The organism is Mycobacterium sp. DL (assembly GCF_039729195.1).
GTDB classification, from domain to species: Bacteria; Actinomycetota; Actinomycetes; order Mycobacteriales; family Mycobacteriaceae; genus Mycobacterium; species Mycobacterium hippocampi_A.
In genome coordinates this window covers 3,651,013-3,673,906 of sequence record NZ_CP155796.1, presented here as the reverse complement: position 1 = coordinate 3,673,906, position 22,894 = coordinate 3,651,013, and the positions used below count along the sequence as shown (strand labels likewise).

Genomic DNA, 22,894 nt, shown 5'->3' with positions numbered 1-22,894 from the left:
GCTCCCGCCGTGGGCTCTAGACTGGCCGGGTGGCAGGCGACGGTACGCGAGGGCGGGGCAGGATCCCCGATCGCGATATCGCCGCCATCCGTGACCGGGTGAACATCGAGGACCTTGTCGGTGAGTACGTTCAGCTGCGGCGCGCGGGCGCCGATTCGCTCAAGGGGCTGTGCCCCTTTCACGACGAGAAGTCCCCGTCCTTCCACGTCCGGCCCAACCACGGGCACTTCCACTGCTTCGGCTGCGGGGAGGGGGGTGACGCCTATGCCTTCCTGCAGAAGATCGAGCACGTCAGCTTCGTGGAGGCCGTCGAACTGCTGGCCGACCGCGTCGGCTACACCATCACCTACACCGGGGCGTCGGCCACCAACGTGCAACGCGACCGGGGCAGCCGCAGCAGGCTGCTGGCCGCCAATGCCGCCGCCCAGGAGTTCTATGCAGAAGCACTGCAGTCCGACGAAGCCGCCCCGGCCCGCCAGTATCTGATCGAGCGGAACTTCGACGCCGACGCCGCCGCGCGGTTCGGCTGCGGCTTCGCGCCGTCGGGCTGGGAGACGCTGACAAAGCACCTGCTGCGCAAGGGATTCGAGTTCAAGGAATTGGAGGCGGCGGGGTTGTCCAGAGAGGGCCGCCGTGGCCCCATGGACCGCTTCCACCGCCGACTGCTGTGGCCGATCCGGGCCGGCGGCGGTGAGGTCATCGGATTCGGTGCCCGGCGGATCTTCGACGACGACCCGATGGAAGCCAAGTACGTCAACACCCCCGAGACGGTGCTGTACAAGAAGTCCGGGGTGCTGTTCGGGCTCGATCTGGCCCGGCGCGACATCGCCAAGGCGCACCGCGCCGTCGTCGTCGAGGGGTACACCGACGTGATGGCGATGCATCTGGCCGGCGAGGCGACGGCCGTCGCCTCCTGCGGCACAGCCTTCGGCGAGGGTCACCTGGCGTTGCTGCGGCGGCTGATGATGGACGACAACTGGTACCGCGGTGAGCTGATCTTCGTGTTCGACGGCGACGCGGCCGGTCAGGCGGCGGCGCTCAAGGCGTTCGACGGTGACCAGCAGGTGGCCGGAAAGTCTTTCGTGGCAATCGCTTCCGACGGGATGGATCCGTGTGATCTGCGGTTGAAGTCCGGTGACGCGGCCCTGCGGGACCTGGTGGCGCGGCGCATCCCGATGTTCGAGTTCGCCGTGCGAAGCCTGATCCCCAGCGGGGAGGTGCTGGACAACGATCCGCAGGCGCAGGTCGACGCGCTGCGTCAGTGTGTGCCCCTGGTCGCCCGGATCCGGGACTACGCGCTGCGCGACGAGTACGCGCGACGCCTCGCCGGGTGGACGGGCTGGAGCGATGAAGGTCAGGTGCTCAACCGGGTGCGTGAAGAGGCGGGCAAGCGTGGCATGCCCGACCGGACCCGCCGGCGCGGAGCGCGGGCCGAGGTCTCCTCACCCCAGGGCCCCGGTGGTGCGGCGGCGGTCGGTGCGGCCAGGCCTGATCCTGCCGATCCCACGCTGTGGCCGCAGCGCGAAGCACTCAAGTCCGCGCTGCAGTACCCGGCGCTCGCGGGTCCGGTCTTCGACTCACTGGCCGCCGAGAGCTTCACCCACCCCGGCTACGCCGCGGTCCGGATGTCGATCGAAACCGCCGGAGGCACCTCGTCCGGACTGACCGGTGCGCAGTGGATCGAGTCCGTGCGCGACCAGACGGCCTCACCGCTGGCGGCCGGCCTGGTCAACGAACTGAGCGCCGAGGCCATCAACGCCGACGACGAGAGGCTGCCCCGCTACATCGGCGGCGTGCTGGCCCGCCTGCAGGAAGTGTGGATCGGCCGCCAGATCGCCGAGGTGAAGTCGAAACTGCAACGGATGTCGCCGGTCGAGCAGGGTGACGAGTACCACGCGTTGTTCGGGGACCTGGTGGCGATGGAGAGCTACCGACGCAGTCTGCTCGAACAGGCAAGTGGTGACGACCTGACTGCATGAAACAGCCCGCCGGGTTATGGTGGGCACTGCAGTCGGGGCCGTTTGGTGAATAGGTGAGAAGGCGAGTTGGCGATGCGTGTGCACATGATTCGGACCAACAGCACCCGATTGGTTGCCGGGGCGTTTGCGGCAGCAGCTGTGGCCGTTCCTCTCTATGCGTCGCTGACCAGCGTTGATGCCGCTCCGCAGGTGAACGCGCAGCCGGCCTGCCTGGCGTGGTTCGGCAACAAAGAGGACGGCAACTGCATGGGTTACTCCAACGGGTCGCCCGTCCTGGTCGGCACTCCGGAGATCGGCCTGTTCGGCGACGGCATCGGCGTCGGAATCCCGTTCGAAACCGGTCCGCTGCTGCCCGGCACCACCATCACCCGCGACTTCGGCTAGCGGGCCTTCTTCTTCAGCGTTTGATCCGGCTCGAGGACATCGGTGCCGGAGTCGATCGGTGTCAGTTCCACCATGGACGGGTCGGGAGACACCCGGTCGGCGATCTTGCGCCGCCCCGCGTCGATCACGGCTTTTGCGGCCGGACTGCCCGTGACCGCCTTGTACGTCCCCGAGAGCTGCTCGTAGCGCTGTCTACCCGCCTTGGTGCCCAGCACGTAGCCGACGGCCAGAACGGCGACATACCCGATCACAGGGCTCCTCCAGAAATCTCTCGCGGGACAGAGTGCTCAGTGACCATCCTGCCTCACCGCGGGCAGTGCGCGCCCTCCCGGGAGCGTATTGGCACCTCGCCGCAGCCGTAGGCTAAAGTGCTCTCTGGCCCGCAGTGAACCACCGCGGGAGGGCAATCCCCTGTAGCTCAATTGGCAGAGCATTCGGCTGTTAACCGAAGGGTTGCTGGTTCGAGTCCAGCCGGGGGAGCCACGTTCGATCGTCCTCGAGGGCGATCGCTGTGGGTCGTACCGAGGCTCTGGTGAGCTCGGTCACCTTCGCGGGTTTCCCCGTCGGGACCGTCACGGGTTCTGATCGCGAAATCCCTTGTGCGTCAGGGTGTTCCGAAACTGGATCTCAAGATTGTGTCCGCGGGACCGCCTTCGGGCCGGCTGTGGGCCCGATGGGAAGCGGTTGTGGAGCGCAAACACCGCCGCGTAGCCCGCGTTAATCTTCGTTCGGTATCAGCGTTGATTCTTCCGATGTTGTAGCGCAATGGTTTTCGCCATGGACGGAACGAGGAGACACATGTCTATCAAGGTCAAGTTGATTGCCGCGACGATGGGCGCAGCGGCGCTGTTCGGTGCAATGGGCGTCGACGTCGCGCAGGCGGGCACCTACCCGAAAGGCGGCAGCTTCCACGTCGGCGGCGAAGGGGCGACCCTCGAGCCGTCCCCTGATCCGACGACGTTGGCCACCGCGTCGTTCAGCCCGCCCGTCAGGGCTGAAACCGCGTGCGGAGCCATCGCCTGGGCCGGAGGCTGCGGCTAGAGCGGTGCGCAGGGCACGACGCCCGCGAGCACGTCCCGGTTCTGGCGTTCGGTGAACGGAGCGCTGAACAGTCCCTCGTCGAAGTGCCGGGACCGGAACAGATCGACGATGAAGTTCATCCGGTCGCCGATCTGAGACCAGTCCGACGCCCTGCTGCCCGCCAGCGAGTCGGGGGTGCGGTCCCACCCGCCCTCGCCGGACAGAAAGCTGACCAGGTCGGGGTTTTCGAGGTGGGCCAGTGTGGCGGGAAAGTTCGCCCCCTGCCACGGCTCGACATCCTCATCGACGGCGTGCTCATAGGGGCCCAGCGCGAACTCCAGGAGATGCGCGGTCACCAGTCGGCGGATGGGCCCCGGCATCGCGCCGGTGATGTAGGGCTGCAGGCGGATGTGCTCGTGCAGGATGGCGGCGTAGTTCGCCAACAGCATGTGCTCGTGTTTCGCGTCGCGCGCCGGCTCGTACCGGGCACAGTAGTAGTGCGTGAAGGCGCGCTTCAGCAGGTCTTGGCCGCCCTCCCCGGTCGGTCCGGGCCGAAGCGTCGCCAGGAACGTCGACAACCGCTCCTGATCCGGTTCGACCTGGTCGTGGAATGCCGCGATGAACCGAGCCGATGCGCGGCCGATGTCGTCCAGGACGGTGATGTTGCCCTCGAGGATGCGTTGCGCGGCGTCCGACAGCAGACGCCGCGTCAGCACCGAAGCTGCCCATCCGCCGGCAACGGCACCCGCCAGGGTGGGCGTGATGCGCTCCGGTCGCGGCCTCGCCAATTGCGAGGTCAGCGCTCCGATTCCGGCGCCCAGCGTGGCGACGGCGGGCATGAGATATGGAATGTCTTCCCGACGAATGGTTTTGCCGGCCTTCTTGGACCCCCATACCGCCCACGTGTGGAAGTTCGCCCCGGAATCCGCGCCGGTGATCGCGCGCAGGGCCGTGCTCAGTTCGTGGTGGGTCACAGTGATCCGGAGATTGCACAGGATCGGCTGCGGGATGGCGACGGCCGTGTCGATCCGCGACTCCCACCAGGTGGTGTCACGCCAATGCAGTTGCTCGTGCACGCAACCCACCCGCCGTTCGGCTCGTCTCTTGCCGAGAAAGTACTGCACCCGACTGCCTCTCGGTGCGGAAACGTAGTCTTGGCGGATGCGAATCCTGCGCTCCCTGGTGGCGCTCGTGGCATCGGCGGCACTCGCAGCGGGTTGCGGTTGGAGCCCGTCGGCGCCGGCCCCGACCAGCACCGCCGACTGCGGTCCGGGACCCACCGCGGACGCGGTCACCGCGGAGTTCGCGCTGCTGCCACCCGGCGCGTGGCGGGACACCGCGCGGGGCAACACTCCGGACTGCCGGCTGTACTGGGTCGTGGTGACCTCCGGAGAAGCGCTCGACAGCCCGCAACAGGTGTTGTTCTTCGACACGGACGGACCCATCGGTTCGCCGACGCCGGAGCCCCGCCCCTACATCACCGTCATCCCGCAGGGTGACACCACCGCGGCCGTGCAGTACCAGTGGCGTCAGGGTCAGGAAGAGCCGTGCTGCCCGACCGGCATCGGATCGGCGCGGGTCACGGTCGAGGACGGCAGACTCACCGTCCTCGATCCGATCCCGGGACCGCCCTGATCAGATGACGCCCGCGCTCGTGGCGTCCTGCTCCTTGTGCTCGTCGGCATCGGGGATGTGCTCCGGGTGCAGCATCTCGGCATAACGCAGGTTCTCGGGGATTCCGAAACCGTCCACGAGGAGTTCGGCGTGCGGCCGCAACCTTCGGCAGCGGTCGTTGATACCGCGGGTGACGGCCTTGGCGCGCTCGGTCGACAGGAACCGGTGCTCGACGAACCAGGCCTTGTCGTCCTCGATCACCGACAGGGCATACAGGTCGCACACCAGCCCGAGGATCTCGCGGGCGTCGTCGTCCTCACAGGTGTCGATGCCGGCGACGAAGGCCTCGAGGATGATCCGGTCGATGTGTGCGGTGGCGGCGTGCAGCACGTGGTCCTGGACGGAGTTGAACGCGTCGAACGCGCTCACCTCCTTCGACTTGCCCTGTAGGCGCCGGGCCACCGAAGCCAGCATGTACTCCTCGCGGTCCTCGAACATCTTGACCTGGGTGCCGCGGTTGAAGAGGCTGCCCTCTTCCTCGTTGTCCTGTCTGGTGTCCAGGATCGTCTGCATGATCGTCTGCGCCGCAGTGCGTTTCATCACCCGCTCGCCGGCGAAGTTGGCGGCGAAGCGAACCCACTCGACCGGGCTCATGCCCTTGATGTCGTCGGCGTAGGCGGTCAGCAGTTCTTTGGCGACCAACTGCGTGAGCACATGGTTGTCGCCCTCGAAGGTGGTGAACACGTCGGTGTCGGCCTTCAACGCGATCAACCGGTTCTCGGCGAGGTAACCCGCGCCGCCGCACGCTTCGCGGGCCTCCTGGATCGCCGCAGTCGCATGCCAGGTGTTGGCCGCCTTCAATCCGGCCGCGCGGGACTCCAGTTCGCGCTGCTCCTCGGCGTCGGGGTTGTCCGAGGTCTGGAGTTCATGGCACTTGGCGACCAACTCGTTCTGGGCGAACTGCAACGCGTAGGACTTCGCGATCAGCGGGAACAGGCGACGCTGGTGCACCAGGTAGTCCATGATCAGGATCTCCTGCTCGGCCCCGGGTGCCTCGAACTGCCTGCGCTCCAGCGCATATCGTGTCGCGATGTCGAGGCCCACCCGCGCTGCGGCGGCTGCGCTGCCGCCGACGGTGACGCGGCCGCGGATGAGGGTGCCCAGCATGGTGAAGAACCGTCGGCCGACGTTCTCGATCGGTGACGAATAGGTGCCGTCTTCGGCCACGTCGGCGTATTTGTTGAGCAGGTTCTCGCGCGGGATGCGGACCTGGTCGAACTGGATGCGGCCGTTGTCGACCCCGGGCAACCCGCCCTTGTAGTGACAGTCCGACGTGGTGACCCCGGGCAGATCGTTACCCTCGTCGTCCCTGATCGGCACGACGAAGCAGTGCACACCGTGCCCCTCGCCGTCGGTGATCAGCTGGGCGAAGACGGCTGCGACCCTGGCGGTTTGGGCGGCGCCGCCGATGTAGTCCTTGCGCGACGATGGCGTGGGGGAGTCGATCACGAACTCTTTGGTGGCCGGATCGTAGGTGGCGGTGGTCTCGAGTGCCTGCACGTCGCTGCCGTGTCCGGTCTCGGTCATCGCGAAGCAGCCCAGCAGGTCGAGGTTGATGATCCGCTGCACGTAGGCCTGGTGGTGGCGTTCGGTGCCCAGGTTCTCGATCGCGCCACCGAACAGGCCCCACTGCACACCGGCCTTCACCATCAGCGACAGGTCGCTCATCGCGAGCATCTCGATCTGGGTGACCGCGGCGCCGACGTCACCGTTGCCGCCGTGGTCCTTCTTGAAGCCGTCCTCTGCCGCTCCTCTGGCGGCCATGATCTTCATCTGCTCCGCGACTTTGGTCCGGGCGATCACGGTGTTCGGCGTGTAGTGCGGCCTGAAGACATCGCTCGAGAGTTCCTGGCGAACGGCATTCTTGACATCACGCCAGCGTCCGTCGAGGGCGTTGCGTAGGTGATCCGCTGTGGTGGTCATATGTCGACGGTAGCCGTCTGGATGCGGTCGCAAACTGTGATGTGGCAAACCCAGGCGATCCTGACTTCCCCGGCGGGATCGGACAGGAGTTCAATCATCCCCATGACCGATCCGGCCCGCGTGCCGTTGTCGCCAACGGGCGCTCCACACCTCGCTGATCATCGACACGCCAACGTCACCGGAGGCTGGCTGCGGGCCGCGACGTTCGGCGCCATGGACGGCTTGGTGAGCAACACCGCGCTGATCGCCGGTGTGGCTGCGAGCGCGAGCGCACAGACCGTCGTGATCAGCGGCGTGGCCGGACTGCTGGCGGGCGCGTTCTCGATGGCGCTGGGGGAGTACACGTCGGTCACCACAGCCAACGAGCAGATCGACTCCGAGGTGCGGGTGGAGCGGAAGGCTTTCGAGCGGGACCCCGACGGCGAGCAGGTCGAGTTGGTCGCGATGCTCGCCGAGATGGGGATGACGCCGGAGACAGCCGCCAAGGCGGCCGATGAGATCCATCGCGACGAGAACCGGGCGCTGAACTTCCACCTGTCCCAGGAACTCGGGGTGGACCCCCAGGAGAAGCCCTCCCCGTGGGTGGCGGCGGGTTCGTCGTTCGTCCTGTTCGCCATCGGCGCGATCATTCCGCTGATCCCGTACCTGCTGGGATACGAATCGCTGTGGCTGGGTCTGGCGTTCGGCGGTGTCGGGCTGTTCCTCGTCGGCGGTGCCGCCGCCAGGATCACCCGCAGGTCACTGGTATGGGGATCGTTGCGGCAGCTGCTTTTCGGAGCCGTGGCGATTGCGATCACCTACCTGGTCGGATACCTCATCGGCGTCTCGGTGACCTGACGTCAGCTGTCGTTGCCGACCGTCACTGCCCTGGCCTGATCGGTGAGTTCGTCGAGTTCTGGTTCCTCGGCGTCGATGTCGGGCAGATGCGGGCGAGTCGCGGCCAGCACGATGGCAGCCAGCAGGACCGCGCCGGCGCCGACCCAGAACGGCACGTGTGCGTTGATCTGCTCGCCGAGCACCCCGGCGAGCCACGGGGCCACGGCGGCGCCGCCGAACCGCACGAAGCTGTATGCCGCTGAGGCCACCCCGCGTTCGACCGGGGACGCTTTCATCACGGTCTCGGTGATCAGCGTGTTGTTGACACCGATGAAGAGACCGGCGACCACCACGCAACCGGCGAGCACCGCCTTGTGGTCGGTCCACACCGCCATCACTGCCAGCGTGGCCGTCATCAGCAGCAGGTTGACCACCAGAGTGCGGATGGTGCCGAAGCGGCGCTGCAGCCGAGGGGCGACGAACACCGATGTGAACGCCAGCGCGAGTCCCCAGCCGAAGAAGACCAGGCCGATCCCGTAGGCGCTCATGTCGAGCGGAAACGGGGTGAACGCCAACAGGGTGAAGAAGCCGAAGTTGTAGAGCAGAGCGGTGATCGCGACACCGAACAGACCTCGGTGGGCCAGTGCGCGGAACGGGTCGGCCAGCGAGGTCGCCTTGGCGGCTCGGGGGGTGGCGGGCAGCAGCAACGCGGTGACGACGACCGCGACCGCCATGAGCGCCGAGACCCCGAAGAACGGTCCGCGCCAGGAGATCGAACCGAGCAGTCCGCCGACGAGGGGTCCCACCGCGATGCCCAGACCGAGAGCTGCTTCGTACAGGATGATCGCCTGCCCCACCGAACCACGTGCCGAGTTGACGATGGTGGCCAGCGCGGTCGCGATGAACAGAGCGTTGCCCAGGCCCCACAGGGCGCGCCAGCCGACGATCTGGGCGATGGTGTCGCTCATTCCGGCCAGGCCGGCACCGGCGATGATGATCACCAGGCCGAGTAGCAGCGTGCGTTTCGGGCCGATCCGGCTGGACACCACTCCGGTGATGAGCATCGCCACGCCCATGACCGCCATGTAGCTGGTGAACAGCAGCGAAACCTGCGACGGCGACGCGTTCAGGTTGTCGGCGATCGGTTTGAGTATCGGGTCGACGAGGCCGATTCCCATGAATGCGACGACCGAGGCGAATGCAACGGCCCAGACGGCCTTGGGTTGGCGCCACATCTGCGTGTGGTCAGACATCTGCGTGCGCTCCTTTCAGCTCAGCGGGGGGTCTTGGTCGGCGCCGAGGCGTCCTCGATCAACCGGCGAAGCACGACGACGGCCTCGGTGAGGCACTGGCGGTCCGCGTCGCTGAGCCGCTCGAGGTACGGATCGACGGCGGCCCCGCGATCGATCCGGGCCTGCCGCAGCGCCGCGACACCGTCGGCGGTGATGCGGATCAGCACGGCGCGCGCATCCTGTGGGTCAGGGGTGCGGGTGACCATGCCGGCATCCTCGAGGCGACGGACCTGGGTGGTCATCGTCGGCTGGGAACACAAGTCGAGGGCGGCAAGGTCCGAGATCCGCGCTTCGCCCCGGTCCTCGATCGTGGACAGCAGGCGGGCCTGGGCGAAGGGGACGGGCATCCGGACTCGTTGATTGGCCAGCCGGTTGATCCGGGCTACGACTGCGAGCAGGTCGGCGCCGAGCGTGGAAGACATGACGCCCATATTTACATAGGCTCACTATGCATATCAACTGGAGTCGCAGCCCGGACGGTACCCGGCGGGCGGGTCGGTGCCCGCGCGACTGGCAGAATCGAGAAATGACCTCGGCCGGCCCGGAGAGCACCCCTCGTCGGACGGGTCCGCTCCAACCGGTCGAACTCGCCCAGGCGGCCGTGATGGCGGCGTTGTGTGCGGCCACCGCCATCATCGCGGTGGTGGTTCCGTTCGCTGCGGGGCTGTCCCTGCTGGGCACCGTACCGATGGGTCTGCTCGCCTACCGGTACCGCCTGCGGGTGCTGATCGCCGCGACGATCGCGGGCGGTCTGGTCGCCTTCCTCATCGCCGGCATGGGCGGGTTCACGACCGTTCTCAACTGCGCTTACATCGGAGGCCTGACCGGCATCGTCAAGCGCCGCGGCCGCGGCACCCCGACCGTCGTCGTCTCGGCCCTGGTGGCGGGCGCGCTGTCCGGGGTGGCCATCGTGGTGGCGCTGACCGTGCTGAGCCGATTGCGCAATCTGATCTTCGAATCCGTGACCGCCAACATCACCGGACTGGCCGCGGTCCTGGCCCGCGTGCCGGGTATGGAGGGCATCGCGGAGCGACTCAAGCAGGACTTCGCGACGGCGCTCGATTACTGGCCCCTGCTGTTCTTCGCCGCCGGGGTGATGAGCATCACGTTCGTCAGTCTGGTGGGGTGGTGGGCACTGTCGCGGGTGCTGACGCGTCTCATGGGAGTTCCCGACGTACACAAGCTGGAGTCGTCGAACGACGTGGGCCCGATCGCACCGGTTCCGCTTCAACTCAGTGATGTGCGGTTCCGCTACCCGAGGTCCGATCGTGACGCACTGGGCCCCGTCTCGCTGTCGGTGGACCCCGGTGAACACGTTGCGGTGACCGGCGCCAACGGCTCCGGCAAGACGACCCTGATGCTGGTGCTCTCGGGTCGTGAAGCGACCGCCGGAACCGTGGAACGTCCCGGAGCGGTCGGTTTGGGCAAGCTCGGCGGCACCGCGGTCGTCATGCAGCACCCCGAAAGTCAGGTGCTGGGCACCCGGGTCGCCGACGACGTCGTCTGGGGCCTGCCGCCCGGCACGGCGACCGATGTCGCCCAACTGCTCTCCGAAGTGGGACTCGACGGTCTGGCGGAGCGCGACACCGGCGGACTCTCCGGTGGCGAGCTGCAGCGGCTGGCGGTGGCCGCGGCGCTGGCCCGCGAGCCGTCGCTGCTGATCGCCGATGAGGTCACCAGCATGGTCGACCAGGAAGGCCGTGAGGGCCTGATGTCGATGCTGTCGGGGTTGACCAAGCGGCACCGCACATCGCTGGTACACATCACCCACTACAACGACGAAGCCGACGCGGCCGACCGCACCGTCAACCTGACGGGCAACGGATGGCCAGACGGCGACAACACCGACATGGTCGAAACGGCCGAGGCGCCGACCGCCAACACCGCGGTCGGCGCACCGCGTGGCGCCCCCGTCCTCGAACTGAACGGTGTCAGCCACGAGTACGGCAGCGGAACCCCCTGGGCCAAGAGCGCACTGAGCGACATCGACTTCGCGGTACACGCCGGCGACGGCGTGCTGATCCACGGACTGAACGGATCCGGCAAGTCCACGCTCGCCTGGATCATGGCCGGGCTGACCGTCCCCACTGCGGGCACCTGTCTGCTCGACGGCAAACCGGTGTCGGATCAGGTTGGCGCCGTGGCGATCTCATTCCAGGCGGCGCGACTGCAGTTGATGCGCAGCCACGTCGCGCTGGAGATCGCCTCGTCGGCGGGGTTCTCGATCTACGACCAGGCGAAGGTGACCGAGGCGCTGCACACCGTGGGGCTCGACCCGACGATGGCGTCCCGGCGAGTCGACGAACTCAGCGGCGGACAGATGCGGCGCGTGGTGCTGGCCGGGCTCCTGGCCCGTTCACCGCGTGCACTCATCCTCGACGAACCGTTGGCCGGCCTCGATGCGGCTTCCCAGCGGGGCCTGCTGCGACTGCTGATCGACCTACGCCGCCGCAACGGGCTGACCGTGGTGGTGATCTCCCATGACTTCATGGGTCTGGAGGAGTTGTGCCCGCGAACGCTGCACCTGCGCGACGGCGTGCTGGCCTCGGCGCCGACGGCGGCCGGAGAGATGTCATGACGGATGCAGCGGCACCACGTAAGCAGCGTCGGCAGGTCGTGCTGCTGCGACCGGTGCCCGGCAAGACCGTCATCCACGATCTGTGGGCCGGCTCGAAGCTGCTCATCGTCGCGGGAATCGGTGTGCTGCTGACGTTCTACCCCGGTTGGGTGCCGATCGGTGCGGTCGCTGTGCTGATCCTCGTGGCGGCCAGGCTCGCCCACATTCCGCGCGGTGTCCTACCGACGGTGCCCCGCTTCCTGTGGGTGTTGCTCGCGCTCGGCGCGCTCACCGCGACGTTCGCCGGGGGCAGCCCGATCATTCCTCTCGGTTCGATCGACCTGGGCCTGGGTGGACTCCTCAACTTCCTGCGCATCACCGCGCTGTCGATCGTGCTGCTCGGGCTCGGCGCGATGGTGTCGTGGACCACCAACGTCGCCGAGGTGGCGCCCGCTGTCGCCACTCTGGGCCGTCCGCTGCGCCCGTTGCGGGTGCCGGTCGCCGAATGGGCCGTGACGCTGTCGTTGGCGCTGAGGGCATTTCCGATGCTGTTCGACGAATTCCGGGTGCTCTACGCGGCGAGACAGCTGCGGCCCAAGGACGTCGACACGACCAGGGGCGGCAGGTGGCGCCACTGGGCGTCCGAGTTGATCGACCTGCTGGCCGCGGCGATCACCGTCGCACTGCGCCGCGCCGACGAGATGGGCGACGCGATCACCGCGCGAGGCGGCGCCGGGCAGATCTCGGCGGCCCCCACGCGGCCCAAACGGCGGGACTGGGTGGCATTCGCTGTGGTCGTCGTCGTGTGCGGGGCAGCGCTGGCGCTGGAGCTGACGGTGCTCGGTACCAGCGGGACCCGCCGCTGACCCCTGAGGCAGCCGCTACGGTGGTCCGGGTGACAGGGTCCCGACAGATCGATGCCGACTTCCTTGCGCTGCCACGCCACGAGTTGGCCGATGCGGGGTTGACCACGGCGGTGCAGACCGGCGCGAGCTACGCCGACCTACGCATCCACGCCATCACGACCGAGACCGTGCAGCTGCGCGACGGCGCGCTGGAGACCGCGGTCGTCGACCACGAGATCGGGATGGCGGTGCGGGTCATCGTCGACGGCACCTGGGGCTTCGCCTCGCACGCCGAACTCGACACCGCGGCAGCGGCGGACACGGCGCGACGAGCGGTGAAGGTGGCGAAGACGTTGGCCGCCCTGAACGCCGAACGCATCGAACTCGCCGCCGAACCGGTGTACCGCGACGTGACCTGGGTATCGGACTACCGCATCGACCCGTTCGACGTCGCCGCCGAAGACAAGGTCGCAGTGCTGGAGGACTACTCGGGTCGCCTGCTGGCCTCCGACGGAATCGATCACGTGTCGGCGTGGCTGCACACCGCCAAGGAGCAGACGTTCTATGCCGACACCTTCGGTTCGTCGATCACCCAGCAGCGGGTACGGGTGCTACCGAAGCTCGAGGCCGTCACCGTCGACCCGGCTGCCGGGATGTTCGACACCATGAGCACGTTGGCTCCGCCGACTGCGCGGGGCTGGGAAGCGGTTGCGGGCGACGAGGTGTGGGACTGGACCGGCGAGCTGGCGCAGCTGCCGGCGCTGCTGGCGGAGAAGGCCAAGGCGCCCAGTGTGGAGGCCGGCCCGACCGATCTGGTGATCGACCCCACCAACCTGTGGCTGACGATCCACGAGTCGATCGGTCATGCCACCGAGTACGACCGGGCCATCGGGTACGAAGCGGCCTATGCCGGAACGTCGTTCGCGACTCCGGACAAGCTGGGCTCGATGAAATACGGGTCGCCGGTGATGATGGTGACCGCCGACCGGACCGTCGAGCATGGGCTGGCCACTGTGGGTTTCGACGACGAGGGGGTGCGTTCGCAGCGCTGGGATCTGGTCCGCGACGGCACGTTCGTCGGGTATCAGCTCGACCGGGTGTTCGCGCCACGATTGGGGGTGTCGCGCTCCAACGGCTGCTCCTACGCCGACTCCGCCCATCACGTACCCATCCAGCGGATGCCCAACGTGTCGCTGCAACCGGGTCCCGACGACGTGAGCACTGCGGACCTGATCGCGCGGGTCACCGACGGGCTCTACATCGTCGGAGACAAGAGCTGGTCGATCGACATGCAGCGCTACAACTTCCAGTTCACCGGCCAGCGGTTCTTCCGGATTCGCGACGGCAAGCTCGACGGTCAGGTGCGCGACGTCGCTTACCAGGCGACCACCACGGACTTCTGGGGAGCGATGGAAGCAGTCGGGGGACAGTCGACCTGGCGGCTGGGAGGCGCATTCAACTGCGGCAAGGCCCAGCCCGGTCAGGTCGCCGCAGTGAGTCACGGCTGCCCGTCGGCGCTGTTCCGCGGCATCAGCGTGCTCAACACACGCGAAGAGGGCGGGCGGTAGCGATGATCAACGCACAGCAGGTTGTCGACGTCGCGCTGGCCGAAGCCCACCGACTGGGCCGCGCCGACGAGACCATCGTGCTGGTCACCGACCGCGTCGACGCGTCGTTGCGCTGGGCCAACAACACCATGACCACCAACGGTGAGTCGACAAGTCGCACCACCACGATCATTTCCATTGTGCGCCAAGGTGACAACGCGCACGTCGGGTCGGTTCGTTCGAGTTCGGTCAACCCGACCGTCATCACCGATCTGGTGGAGGCCTCCCAGTCGGCCGCGGCGTCCGCGCCGCAGGCCAGGGACACCGCGCCGCCCCTTCCCGGTGGTGACGCCCCGCACGACTGGGGCCCGCCGGTCCCCGGCACCGGCGCCGAGGTCTTCCTCGATGTGGCCGGGAGTCTGGCACGGGGATTCCGAGGCGACGACACCCTGTTCGGCTACGCGCGCCACGTCGTCGAGACGACGTTCGTCGCGACCTCCGGTGGTCTGCGCAGGCGATTCACCCAGCCCACCGGATCAGTCGAAATCAACGCCAAGCGGGCCGGCGCCAGCGCGTGGGCGGGCATCAGCACACCTGATTTCACCGATGTACCAACAGATTCGATGCTCGAGGAGCTCGCGACCCGCCTGTCCTGGTCGCGACGGATCATCGAGCTGCCGGCGGGACGCTACGAGACGATCATGCCGCCGTCCACGGTGGCGGACATGATGATCTACCTGGCGTGGACGATGGGTGGGCGAGGCGCTCAGGAGGGACGCACAGCGCTGGCGGCACCCGGTGGTGGGACGCGGGTGGGAGAGCGACTGACCTCGCTGCCACTGACTCTGTACTCCGATCCGGGGGCCGCCGGGCTGGAATGCGCTCCGTTTGTCGCGACGTCGACGTCCTCGGAGCGGGCCTCGGTGTTCGACAACGGGATGACGATCGATCGGGTGGATTGGATCCGCGACGGCGTCGTCAACGCATTGGCCTATCCGAGGTCGGCGGCCGCGGAGTTCGACGCGCCGGTGGCCGTCGGTGCCGACAACATGCTGATGACCGGTGGTTCGGAGAGCCTGCAGGAGATGATCGCCGCCACCGAGCGCGGACTGTTGCTGACCACGATGTGGTACATCCGCGAGGTCGACCCGTCGGTGCTGCTGCTGACCGGCCTTACGCGGGACGGGGTGTACCTGATCGAAGACGGCGACGTCACCGCCGCGGTGAACAACTTCCGCTTCAACGAGAGCCCGCTGGACCTGATGCGTCGCGCGACCCAGGCCGGCGTCAGCGAGGTCACCCTGCCGCGGGAGTGGGGCGACTGGGCGACACGCGCACAGATGCCGTCGTTGCGAATCCCCGACTTTCACATGTCGTCGGTCAGTCAGGCGCAATAATCCGGTGGTGACCGACATGACGATGCCCGAGAGGCTGGCCGGACTCGTTGCGCTGTCGTCGGGGGACAGCGGCGCCGACGCCGTGATCCGGTTGATGTGCGGGCGGGCGCTGTCGTTGATGCCGCTGCCGGCCTCGGCTGAGCTTCCCGATAGTGGCTCCGAGGAACAGTCCGTTCTGGCGGCGTTCACCGAGCAATTCGCGGTCGACGTGGCCGGCATCGGCGACAACCAGCGGGCACGGTTCCTGGAGACCGCCGGCGCCAACGCTTTCCGAACAGTGGTCACGATCTTCATCGCCGACTTCGTGCCGCGTGTCTGGGCCGGCTGTGAGGCGCTTGATCTCGGTCACCCGGGCCGGATGACCGAGGTGCAGTGGGATCACGACACTGATCCGGTGGATGTCCTGCTGAACGGTTTTGTGCCCGCGGTGGCACGGATGCGCGACCTCGACCCGGTGACGACGGAGGTCGTGCGGCTCCGCGGGGCCGAGGCGCACAACTGCCGGCTGTGTAAGTCTCTGCGCGAAACCCATGCGCTCGACGCGGGCGGGTCAGAGGACATCTATCGCCAGATCGAGGATTACGAGAACGCCGACGGGCTGACCGACGCCCACAAGGCGGCGTTGCGTTATGTCGATGCGCTGATCTGGTCACCGTCGCAGATCAGCCCGGAGGTCGCCGCGGGCGTGCGGAAACACTTCTCGCAGAAGCAGTCTTTCGAGCTCACTCTCGATGTGATGCGTAATGCGGCGAACAAGATCGCGGTGTCGCTGGCCGCGGATACGCCACGGGTCACCGAGGGAACCGAGACCTACGAGATCGACGAGGCGGGGCAGACGATATTCGCCTAGGTTGTCGTGTGCGACCATGGGTGCCGCGCACGTCGCGACGGGGGCGGTAGCTCAGTTGGTCAGAGCCGGGGACTCATAATCCCTTGGTCGCGGGTTCGAGCCCCGCCCGCCCCACAAACGAAAGCCCAGCTAGATTGGCGTTTCCTCCGGTTGTGTTGCCTCGCCCTCGCGCAAAAAGGACTCAAAATTACGCAAGCCTTACGCAATAACGTGGGCGCAGATGGATTGGCATCCAGCTAACAAACTTCGCACCCCCGCCCCGGCGGGTGCCGGGAGGACGTGCAGACGGGCCGCTCAGATCGCCGTAGAGCCATGTACGCGGCTGGCCGGGGTAGCTGCAGCGGGCTGGTTGCCAAATCGCTCTCTGGAGAACGATTTGGCGCAGGTCGACCATTTCACGAAATAGGAAACAAATGTGATGGTTGACCATATTTGTGCATCCAACTAGATTCGATAGCGAAGGTTCCGCAATGCGAGTCGGTTTCTCGCTAGCCTGGCTGAAATTCACCATCGTCAGTCGCCTTAGCGAATTCTTCAAAGGGTGCTAGTCCGAGAGCGCCAGGTGAGTAAAGGGCAGTCCTGTTATTCATTTGTGCGACGAAAGGCCATCAGTGAACCGAAAACTCGTTTCTACTACGAAAGCTGCTCATCAATTGAACGTCTCGCCAAATACTGTTCGAACGTTCATCGCTGAGGGAAAAATTAAGGGGTATCAAGTCGGTCGACTCATCAAGGTCGACCAGGCGGAAGTTGACAACTTTGCGACACCAATTGAGTATCAAGGAATACGCGCATGAATAGCAACGATGGTTGTAGCCGCACGCCCGAAGAGCACATGGCAGAGGTGGCAGATGCAACGCTAGATCGGCTAGGGCTTCTGGCTAATGAAGTACGATATTTGAGTGACCAACTTACAATGCTAGGCAGCTATGTGCTGCAGGACCGTGTGGCAGACAGTGAAGTCGGCCATAATTTGATGCTCTTGGCAAGTGCCGCCAGGATGCTTTGTGCGGAATCCTTAAGTTGCGATGTGCGAGAGATTCGCGATTTATTACCGGGATCGACGGTAGTGCCCGATTACATAGGGCTGGATAACGCAGCGAGATATCTCGGGATGTGTAGTACGCAATTTGAAGCGCACGCACGTTCGAAGGGGTATGAACCCGAAGAACACAGCGACGGGCAGAAATACTACGATATCGCAGACATCGGCTATATGAAGGCAGCGATAGATTTCGCCGAACGAAACTGACAACTATCAGCCAGAATGGTTACCCTCTTTGGGTTCGCAGTTCAATTCTGCGACTGGCACTCTTGCGTGCTTGAATAACCCCACCGCCCGGGCGATGCTGAGTCGAACAGCACTGCCGAATAATCAGGTAGAATTGAGTGCGAGCGGCGAAAGGGTGTCTGAAATGACTTCGTGGGATGAAATACCCGAGACCACGGAAGCGAAAGCAAGGGAACGCTTCAATTTCTCGTTGAAAAACGCTGTGGAACTTGGCGAATGGCCCAGACTTTCATTGATGCTGGCACCACAAGTATTTCAGGCGGTTAGCAAAGTTGCGGAATCTTATCCTGATGTTGATGCCGAATTAGTAAAGAAAGCTACGACAACCTTTGAGACGCAGCAAGATCGGGACCGCCAACTTTACGGTTGACAGGTATGCGTTAGTGACCGCCACAAATCTGGATTCTTGGCGGTTGCGGCGGTGAGACACCCTGATACATGCCGCCTTCGCTCGGTGGTGCGTTTTCTAGCCCTGGGGGTACTAGGCCGTTTCCCCAACTCAACTCGGTTGCGTCATTTTCTTCTGCTGCCAGCCGTTGTGCAGAACCGATGGGCGGTTCATAGCTCAGCCCAACACCGCCGTCGCCGGTTCGACTTCGCCGCTTCATGACGAGTAGATATCGGGAGTGTCGAACGATCCCGACGCCTTAATCTGCATCACTGCCGCCTGGCCTCTTCGCCGCACACCGACACCGAACGCCCTGGTGTAGAACGCTGAGGTAATCGGGTACGCAGGAACCGGGCCAGGGATCACGCGGAATCCTTGGTAGTTGGGGTTGATGTGCTGACGAACGCCGATGCAGTTGCCGGGGCTGTTGTTTCCATACGTGGCTACACACGCCATATAGCCTTCGGGCACATCATCGAGGGCGATTACCCACGCGGCTCCGAAAGAACCGGCAACGCGCAGTCCTTCGAACTTGGCCGGTGCGCGTTCGCCGACGATCTCGTTTGGTGTGTAGAAGGCCGGTGCGCCCTGACTCGGCACGAAATCGTGGTTCGCAAAAATGCCGGTGGCGTTTTCGATTCCCGCCCTGAAAGATGCGATGCGGTCCAGCTGTTCGGGGTTGACCAGCAGAATAAGTTGGCTGCCGGGTTCAGAGCCGAAACCGTGTTCGCTTACCGTTTTGATGAGTTGTTCAATATCTCCCGAATCGACCTCGGCGGCTCCGCTGACCAGATAGTGAGAGTGATTGGCCGCGAACGACTTTCCGAGATATGACGGCGGTCGGTGTCCATCGTTTCCTGTATAGAGGCCGTAGACAGGAGTTGCGTTTTCGTTGGCATCTTGGGCGGGATCAAACAATCGTTGCAGGATCGTTCCGTTAACGAGTCTATTATCGGATTCAAGGGCATAGTCCATCGTCGCGCGAACCTGTTGGGCGGTCATTTCGCGGATCGCCCGCCAAGACCAGCGTGAAGCGCGGTCGTAATCATCGAAGGTGTAGCCAAGTAGCAGGTACTCACTTGGGGGCCGCAATGATTCAGGCTCTCCCAGTTCCGTTGCCTTTTCGAAACGCTCAATCGTCGTGCTTTGCGGGATCGCGTCGGCTGAGTTGGTGTGCCAGAAGCTCAGCAGAGAAGACAGTGCGGAACGATGCGCGTTCCACGTTTGGACAACTTGGCGAACCTCACCCCAGATCCGATTGAGATCCACCCCGTCAACAGTGTGGGTAACTCTTGGTAAAGCGTCGGATTCAAGCTGAATACCACCGTCCGCACCAAACGGTAGAACAGGCCAGGCTCTAGAAAACGATGACATCGGTTGCCTTTCGCGAAGTTTCAAGGAAACCGTCTGTCCGCAAACGAACCGGCAGGAAAAGGCTAGTCAAACCCACCAATTCGTCTGCGCGACGGCGGTTCTCTCCGCGCTGGGCGGCTCTGACCTCGGAGGGCGTCTTACGCAAGCTCAGAGCGCTTCTCAGCGGCTCCTATTGCTGCTCCTATGTCCATTGTGCTCTCGCCGACCGCGTGTGGTCAAGTGGTGAAGTCGTCTGATGCCGTTGTGCGCCAACATAGTTCGAGGTACGCTGGCCTGATCAGGCCGGTTTAGGCCGAATCCCAAGCAATAAGAAGGGTTATTCAGTGATGCCAGAAGCAATCGCCGAAATCGATTCGCAGGCAGACATTTTGCTGCGAAAGAAGCAAGCCGCCGAGTACTGCCAGAAGCGGTTCCCTCACATTACCGTTGACACGATCACTCACCACGTCTACAAAAAGAAAACGTTGCGCCGTCCCATCGTTCGGGATCATAAGGCGTATTGGCCAATCTCTGTGCTGGATGCATGGCTCAATGAGAACTTCTGAAGGGCAAACGATGGAACACGATCCGTTCAAGCACCACAGCCCCTATCACGATATTCACCAACGTATCAATCAGGTCAATTCGGCAATCGGTGCGCCCGCAGTGCTGGACTGGACCGAAATCGATGCCATGTCAGAAGCTATGTCCAACAATCTGTTTGCACGAATTGGACCGCTAGATTCGCACCCCGACGCACAGAATCTCGCGCGCGATCTGATCGATAGTTACCGCACGTCGGTACGGCTGCCGCAGGTTGCCGGTGAAACGATCATCGCTGAGCATCTGGGGCCGCAGTACGGGCCGCGAACGATGACACGGCTGTATGCGTTGATGGCTATCGATCACCGGGGTTTGGTCCCGCTGTCCGAAGAGTTCACCTGGCAAGACGTGGCCAAAAAGTACATGACCAATCACCGGGTCTGTGATGTCGCACTGTGGTTTGGATGCGACAAGTACGCAGCCACTATCGATCTGCCGGTGAAACTTGGTGAATTCGTGTGCCTGTTCAAGTGCTGCGCGAAGTGCCGCGAGTGGTTCGATGAGCCGAAAGAACTCCGCGACGATTACCGCAGGCACTCCGGCTGGTCAGATGAGTTCGACCGGCGCTAAGGACGAACAAGCCCCCAAAGGCGGCAGATTCCTTTGGGGGCTTGAACGCTGGGGGATGAAATGAAAGTGATCGAATAATGAAGGGAGGCAGCGTGAATGCATCCGAACGGACCGATCAGTGACCAGTGTAGGAGCAGAGCAGACGGGTCCGCAAGGCATTACCGGGCAGGAGTTCGTGACGCGGGCTCTGGCGCACATCGAACGCGGATATGGAGTCTTACCGGCTGGCAGGCGCGATGAGCGGGGCCGCTTCAAATCGCCGTGGTTGAGTGAGCTACACGGCTACAACCACAGAACGGCATCGCGCGAAGAAATCAGCGCGTGGCCAGCCTCGGTAGAACAACGTATCGGTAACGGCACGGCGGGCATACTTTCCCTTGGTTTGGTACTGCCTGCCGATGTTGTGGGAATCGATGTTGACGCCTACGACGGCAAGCGTGGTCTAGAGACACTGCAACGGTGGGCAGACGATTGGGGGCCACTACCGCCGACGTACATAGTCACGGCGCGTTTCGATGGCTCAGGTATCCGGCTGTTCCGAAAGCCTGTTGATTGGGAACCGAACGAGCAACGCGGTTCCGGCATCGACTTCATTGACCACAATCACCGTTATGTGATCGCAGCGGGTTCCTGGCATCACACCGGCCAGCGGTATCGACTGGTGACCCCAGCGGCGAAGCTCCGAAAACATGGAATTTTGCCGTCGCCGGCTGATCTGCCCGAACTACCGCCGGCCTATATCGATGGGCTGAGAAGAACCGCCAAGGCGGTTCGGGGTTCGACAGCGACCACCGCAGAGATTGGCGAGTTCGCCGCCCAGCACACCGCTAATAAGGCACCGACCTATCTTGAGCCTGTTCTACGGGACTACCGCGCTGAGCTGGCAGAAAGTCTCGACAACACCCATAGCCCGACTTTCTCCGTGCTGTGCCGTATCGCGCGTGAATCGCGGGCCGGTGCCTATTCGTTCAAGCCAGCAGTGGCCACGGTTCGCAAGCTTGCCGAACAGCACTACCAACAGCGTGACCGCACGTTTGATCGGGCTGATTTCACCCGCCTGGTCGGTGATGCCGTAGCGGCGGCCAAGGCAGAGAATCTGGCGGACCTGCGAGCACGACTCTTTCGCGACTACGGAACCGATACCCGTAAGGCAGACCCGGTGACAGGCAGCACGAACGAAGCGAATTGGTGGGACGATCTCGATGATCAGCCGAGTAGCCAACCGTGGGAAAAATACCCGCTGACCTCACCGGCTGAACTTGCCAGCGCGATCACCCCGGCCCGGTGGTTGGTCAGCGGTGTGTGGATCGAAAAATCTGCCGGTGTCATCGCAGGCAAGAAAAAAGCTTTCAAAACCTGGCAGATGCACGCGCTCGGTATGTCTGTGGCGACCGGGTGCAAGTATCTGGATGAGTTCAGCGTGGTCACCCAAGGTCCGGTGATCTACCTGTCCGGTGAAGGCGGCGAAGTTGACTTCATGAGCCGTCATCAGGCCATCGCCAAACGCTACGATTCACTAGCCGATCTGGCCGACGTACCGTTTCACTCACTGCACAAAATCGCTCCGCTAGATGATGGCGAATACCTTGATGCACTCCGGCATCACCTAGACGCGGTGCAGCCGGTTCTTGTCGTCATCGATCCGCTGTATGCCTATCATCCGCAGGGAATCGATGTGGCCAACGTGTACTCGCGCGGGCAGATGCTCGCTCAAATCCGCTCCGAGATAGAGCCGTATGCAGCACTGGTCATCGGTGACCACATCAACAAATCCGCCGACAACTCGCGCCTCGATCTTGATGACATCGGTTTCTCGGGGGTGAGCCAATGGGCTGATTCGTGGAGTCTGCAACGTCATCGGGTGCCGTTTCACACCGTCGGCGCGGACAGCTTCGCCAAGTTGGAGGTTGAATTCGGCACGCGGCGTACAGGTTCTATGCGCCACGATATCGATTGGCATCTTGTTCGGGACCGCAGTGATCCGCACGTCGTCAAATGGGATAGCTGTGACTGGTCAGTCAATCAGCGCAGCAATAGTGAGGGCAGCGCCAATCCGCAGGTGCTCAATGGTGCCTTCGAAGCGATTGCCGCACTACAAGATCACGTAGATGTGCAGCCGTACACCAATAAGACGAACACGGTCAAAGCGATGGTAGCCGTCTACGAAGGTTTCTCGCGTGGGCAGTGGCGAGAGTTGTGGGACAAGGCGATAAAGGACGGCTATCTCGTCAGTGTGAAACGAACTGAGCAACAGCCGTACCGGGATTCATCCCGGCTCGTAGAGATTGAGGCATTCAAACGGGGCCGAGAAATCGGCAAGGGTGGTGCCCGATGACTCCAGAGACGCTGCCAGCAAACAGTTTTGGCCCGATTCCCGCAGGTCAGCCGCACTGCATCCCGCACCG

22 protein-coding genes and 2 tRNA genes are annotated in these 22,894 nt (G+C 64.3%); 18 read left to right on the top strand and 6 right to left on the bottom strand.

Going from position 1 to position 22,894, the window contains the following annotated elements; all coding sequences use genetic code 11:
* Nucleotides 1-29: 29 nt before the first annotated feature.
* Together dnaG and ABDC78_RS17490 are read left to right on the top strand one after the other, a co-directional pair.
* A complete protein-coding gene (gene dnaG, locus ABDC78_RS17495) occupies nucleotides 30-1,979 on the top strand; it encodes a DNA primase (RefSeq protein ID WP_178359893.1) in 1,950 nt (649 codons plus the stop codon).
* A gap of 138 nt (nucleotides 1,980-2,117) precedes the next feature.
* On the top strand, nucleotides 2,118-2,363 hold the full coding sequence (locus ABDC78_RS17490; protein ID WP_347133120.1) for a hypothetical protein: 246 nt from the start codon (nucleotides 2,118-2,120) through the stop codon (nucleotides 2,361-2,363).
* Here the strand turns inward: ABDC78_RS17490 and ABDC78_RS17485 are convergent.
* The gene (locus tag ABDC78_RS17485; RefSeq protein WP_178359895.1) at nucleotides 2,360-2,614 is read right to left on the bottom strand and encodes a hypothetical protein; all 255 of its coding nucleotides are present in this window, start codon (nucleotides 2,612-2,614) and stop codon (nucleotides 2,360-2,362) included. The two genes, ABDC78_RS17490 and ABDC78_RS17485, sit on opposite strands and share 4 nt — an antisense overlap.
* A 156-nt stretch (nucleotides 2,615-2,770) precedes the next feature.
* Here ABDC78_RS17485 and ABDC78_RS17480 point away from each other — a divergent pair.
* Nucleotides 2,771-2,846, top strand: a tRNA-Asn gene (locus ABDC78_RS17480).
* 315 nt (nucleotides 2,847-3,161) lie between these two features.
* Nucleotides 3,162-3,404, top strand: coding sequence for a hypothetical protein (locus ABDC78_RS17475; protein WP_178359896.1), 243 nt, complete (start codon nucleotides 3,162-3,164; stop codon nucleotides 3,402-3,404).
* Here the strand turns inward: ABDC78_RS17475 and ABDC78_RS17470 are convergent.
* Nucleotides 3,401-4,459 carry a hypothetical protein gene (locus ABDC78_RS17470; RefSeq protein WP_178359897.1) on the bottom strand — a complete coding sequence of 353 codons (1,059 nt, stop codon included), beginning with the start codon at nucleotides 4,457-4,459 and terminating at the stop codon, nucleotides 3,401-3,403. The two genes, ABDC78_RS17475 and ABDC78_RS17470, sit on opposite strands and share 4 nt — an antisense overlap.
* A gap of 85 nt (nucleotides 4,460-4,544) precedes the next feature.
* On the opposite strand from ABDC78_RS17470, the gene ABDC78_RS17465 reads away from it, so the two are divergent.
* Nucleotides 4,545-5,018 (top strand): LppP/LprE family lipoprotein, encoded by a 474-nt coding sequence (locus ABDC78_RS17465; protein ID WP_178359898.1) that lies wholly within the window; start codon nucleotides 4,545-4,547, stop codon nucleotides 5,016-5,018.
* Here the strand turns inward: ABDC78_RS17465 and ABDC78_RS17460 are convergent, their stop codons facing one another.
* On the bottom strand, nucleotides 5,019-6,980 hold the full coding sequence (locus ABDC78_RS17460; RefSeq protein ID WP_178359899.1) for an acyl-CoA dehydrogenase: 1,962 nt from the start codon (nucleotides 6,978-6,980) through the stop codon (nucleotides 5,019-5,021).
* A 102-nt stretch (nucleotides 6,981-7,082) separates the two neighbouring features.
* Between ABDC78_RS17460 and ABDC78_RS17455 the strand changes: the two genes are divergently transcribed.
* Nucleotides 7,083-7,817, top strand: coding sequence for a VIT1/CCC1 transporter family protein (locus ABDC78_RS17455; protein WP_178359900.1), 735 nt, complete (start codon nucleotides 7,083-7,085; stop codon nucleotides 7,815-7,817).
* A 2-nt stretch (nucleotides 7,818-7,819) separates the two neighbouring features.
* On the opposite strand, the gene ABDC78_RS17450 is transcribed toward ABDC78_RS17455, so the two are convergent.
* The gene (locus tag ABDC78_RS17450) at nucleotides 7,820-9,031 is read right to left on the bottom strand and encodes an MFS transporter (RefSeq protein ID WP_178360296.1); all 1,212 of its coding nucleotides are present in this window, start codon (nucleotides 9,029-9,031) and stop codon (nucleotides 7,820-7,822) included.
* Between the two features lie 38 nt (nucleotides 9,032-9,069).
* Complete coding sequence (locus ABDC78_RS17445) at nucleotides 9,070-9,510, bottom strand: MarR family transcriptional regulator (protein WP_178359901.1); 441 nt, start codon at nucleotides 9,508-9,510, stop codon at nucleotides 9,070-9,072.
* Nucleotides 9,511-9,614: 104 nt separating this feature from the next.
* Here ABDC78_RS17445 and ABDC78_RS17440 point away from each other — a divergent pair, with 104 nt between their 5' ends.
* The 9 genes from ABDC78_RS17440 (at nucleotide 9,615) to ABDC78_RS17400 (ending at nucleotide 17,945) form a co-directional block, all read left to right on the top strand.
* Nucleotides 9,615-11,666, top strand: a complete 2,052-nt coding sequence (locus ABDC78_RS17440) for an ATP-binding cassette domain-containing protein (RefSeq protein ID WP_178359902.1) — start codon at nucleotides 9,615-9,617, stop codon at nucleotides 11,664-11,666.
* On the top strand, nucleotides 11,663-12,511 hold the full coding sequence (locus ABDC78_RS17435; protein ID WP_178359903.1) for an energy-coupling factor transporter transmembrane protein EcfT: 849 nt from the start codon (nucleotides 11,663-11,665) through the stop codon (nucleotides 12,509-12,511). The genes ABDC78_RS17440 and ABDC78_RS17435 overlap by 4 nt, the downstream gene beginning before the upstream one ends.
* Before the next feature lie 29 nt (nucleotides 12,512-12,540).
* The gene (locus tag ABDC78_RS17430) at nucleotides 12,541-14,058 is read left to right on the top strand and encodes a TldD/PmbA family protein (protein ID WP_178359904.1); all 1,518 of its coding nucleotides are present in this window, start codon (nucleotides 12,541-12,543) and stop codon (nucleotides 14,056-14,058) included.
* A gap of 2 nt (nucleotides 14,059-14,060) precedes the next feature.
* The gene (locus ABDC78_RS17425) at nucleotides 14,061-15,434 is read left to right on the top strand and encodes a metallopeptidase TldD-related protein (protein WP_178359905.1); all 1,374 of its coding nucleotides are present in this window, start codon (nucleotides 14,061-14,063) and stop codon (nucleotides 15,432-15,434) included.
* Between the two features lie 7 nt (nucleotides 15,435-15,441).
* Complete coding sequence (locus ABDC78_RS17420) at nucleotides 15,442-16,284, top strand: carboxymuconolactone decarboxylase family protein (RefSeq protein ID WP_178359906.1); 843 nt, start codon at nucleotides 15,442-15,444, stop codon at nucleotides 16,282-16,284.
* A 40-nt stretch (nucleotides 16,285-16,324) separates the two neighbouring features.
* Nucleotides 16,325-16,398 (top strand) — tRNA-Ile (locus ABDC78_RS17415).
* Between the two features lie 497 nt (nucleotides 16,399-16,895).
* Nucleotides 16,896-17,081: a helix-turn-helix domain-containing protein gene (locus ABDC78_RS17410; protein WP_347133119.1), complete on the top strand. Its 186-nt coding sequence runs from the start codon at nucleotides 16,896-16,898 to the stop codon at nucleotides 17,079-17,081.
* Nucleotides 17,078-17,536 carry a hypothetical protein gene (locus ABDC78_RS17405; protein ID WP_178359908.1) on the top strand — a complete coding sequence of 153 codons (459 nt, stop codon included), beginning with the start codon at nucleotides 17,078-17,080 and terminating at the stop codon, nucleotides 17,534-17,536. Before ABDC78_RS17410 ends, ABDC78_RS17405 begins: the two co-directional genes overlap by 4 nt.
* A 70-nt stretch (nucleotides 17,537-17,606) precedes the next feature.
* Nucleotides 17,607-17,945 (top strand): hypothetical protein, encoded by a 339-nt coding sequence (locus tag ABDC78_RS17400; protein WP_178359909.1) that lies wholly within the window; start codon nucleotides 17,607-17,609, stop codon nucleotides 17,943-17,945.
* A 234-nt stretch (nucleotides 17,946-18,179) separates the two neighbouring features.
* Here the strand turns inward: ABDC78_RS17400 and ABDC78_RS17395 are convergent, their stop codons facing one another.
* Nucleotides 18,180-19,232 carry a hypothetical protein gene (locus ABDC78_RS17395; protein WP_347133118.1) on the bottom strand — a complete coding sequence of 351 codons (1,053 nt, stop codon included), beginning with the start codon at nucleotides 19,230-19,232 and terminating at the stop codon, nucleotides 18,180-18,182.
* A 431-nt stretch (nucleotides 19,233-19,663) separates the two neighbouring features.
* Between ABDC78_RS17395 and ABDC78_RS17390 the strand changes: the two genes are divergently transcribed.
* From ABDC78_RS17390 to ABDC78_RS17380, 3 genes are all read left to right on the top strand, one after another.
* Nucleotides 19,664-19,882, top strand: coding sequence for a hypothetical protein (locus tag ABDC78_RS17390; protein WP_178359910.1), 219 nt, complete (start codon nucleotides 19,664-19,666; stop codon nucleotides 19,880-19,882).
* A gap of 10 nt (nucleotides 19,883-19,892) precedes the next feature.
* Nucleotides 19,893-20,489, top strand: coding sequence for a hypothetical protein (locus ABDC78_RS17385; protein WP_178359911.1), 597 nt, complete (start codon nucleotides 19,893-19,895; stop codon nucleotides 20,487-20,489).
* Between the two features lie 118 nt (nucleotides 20,490-20,607).
* Nucleotides 20,608-22,824: an AAA family ATPase gene (locus ABDC78_RS17380; protein WP_178359912.1), complete on the top strand. Its 2,217-nt coding sequence runs from the start codon at nucleotides 20,608-20,610 to the stop codon at nucleotides 22,822-22,824.
* Nucleotides 22,825-22,894 lie beyond the last annotated feature (70 nt).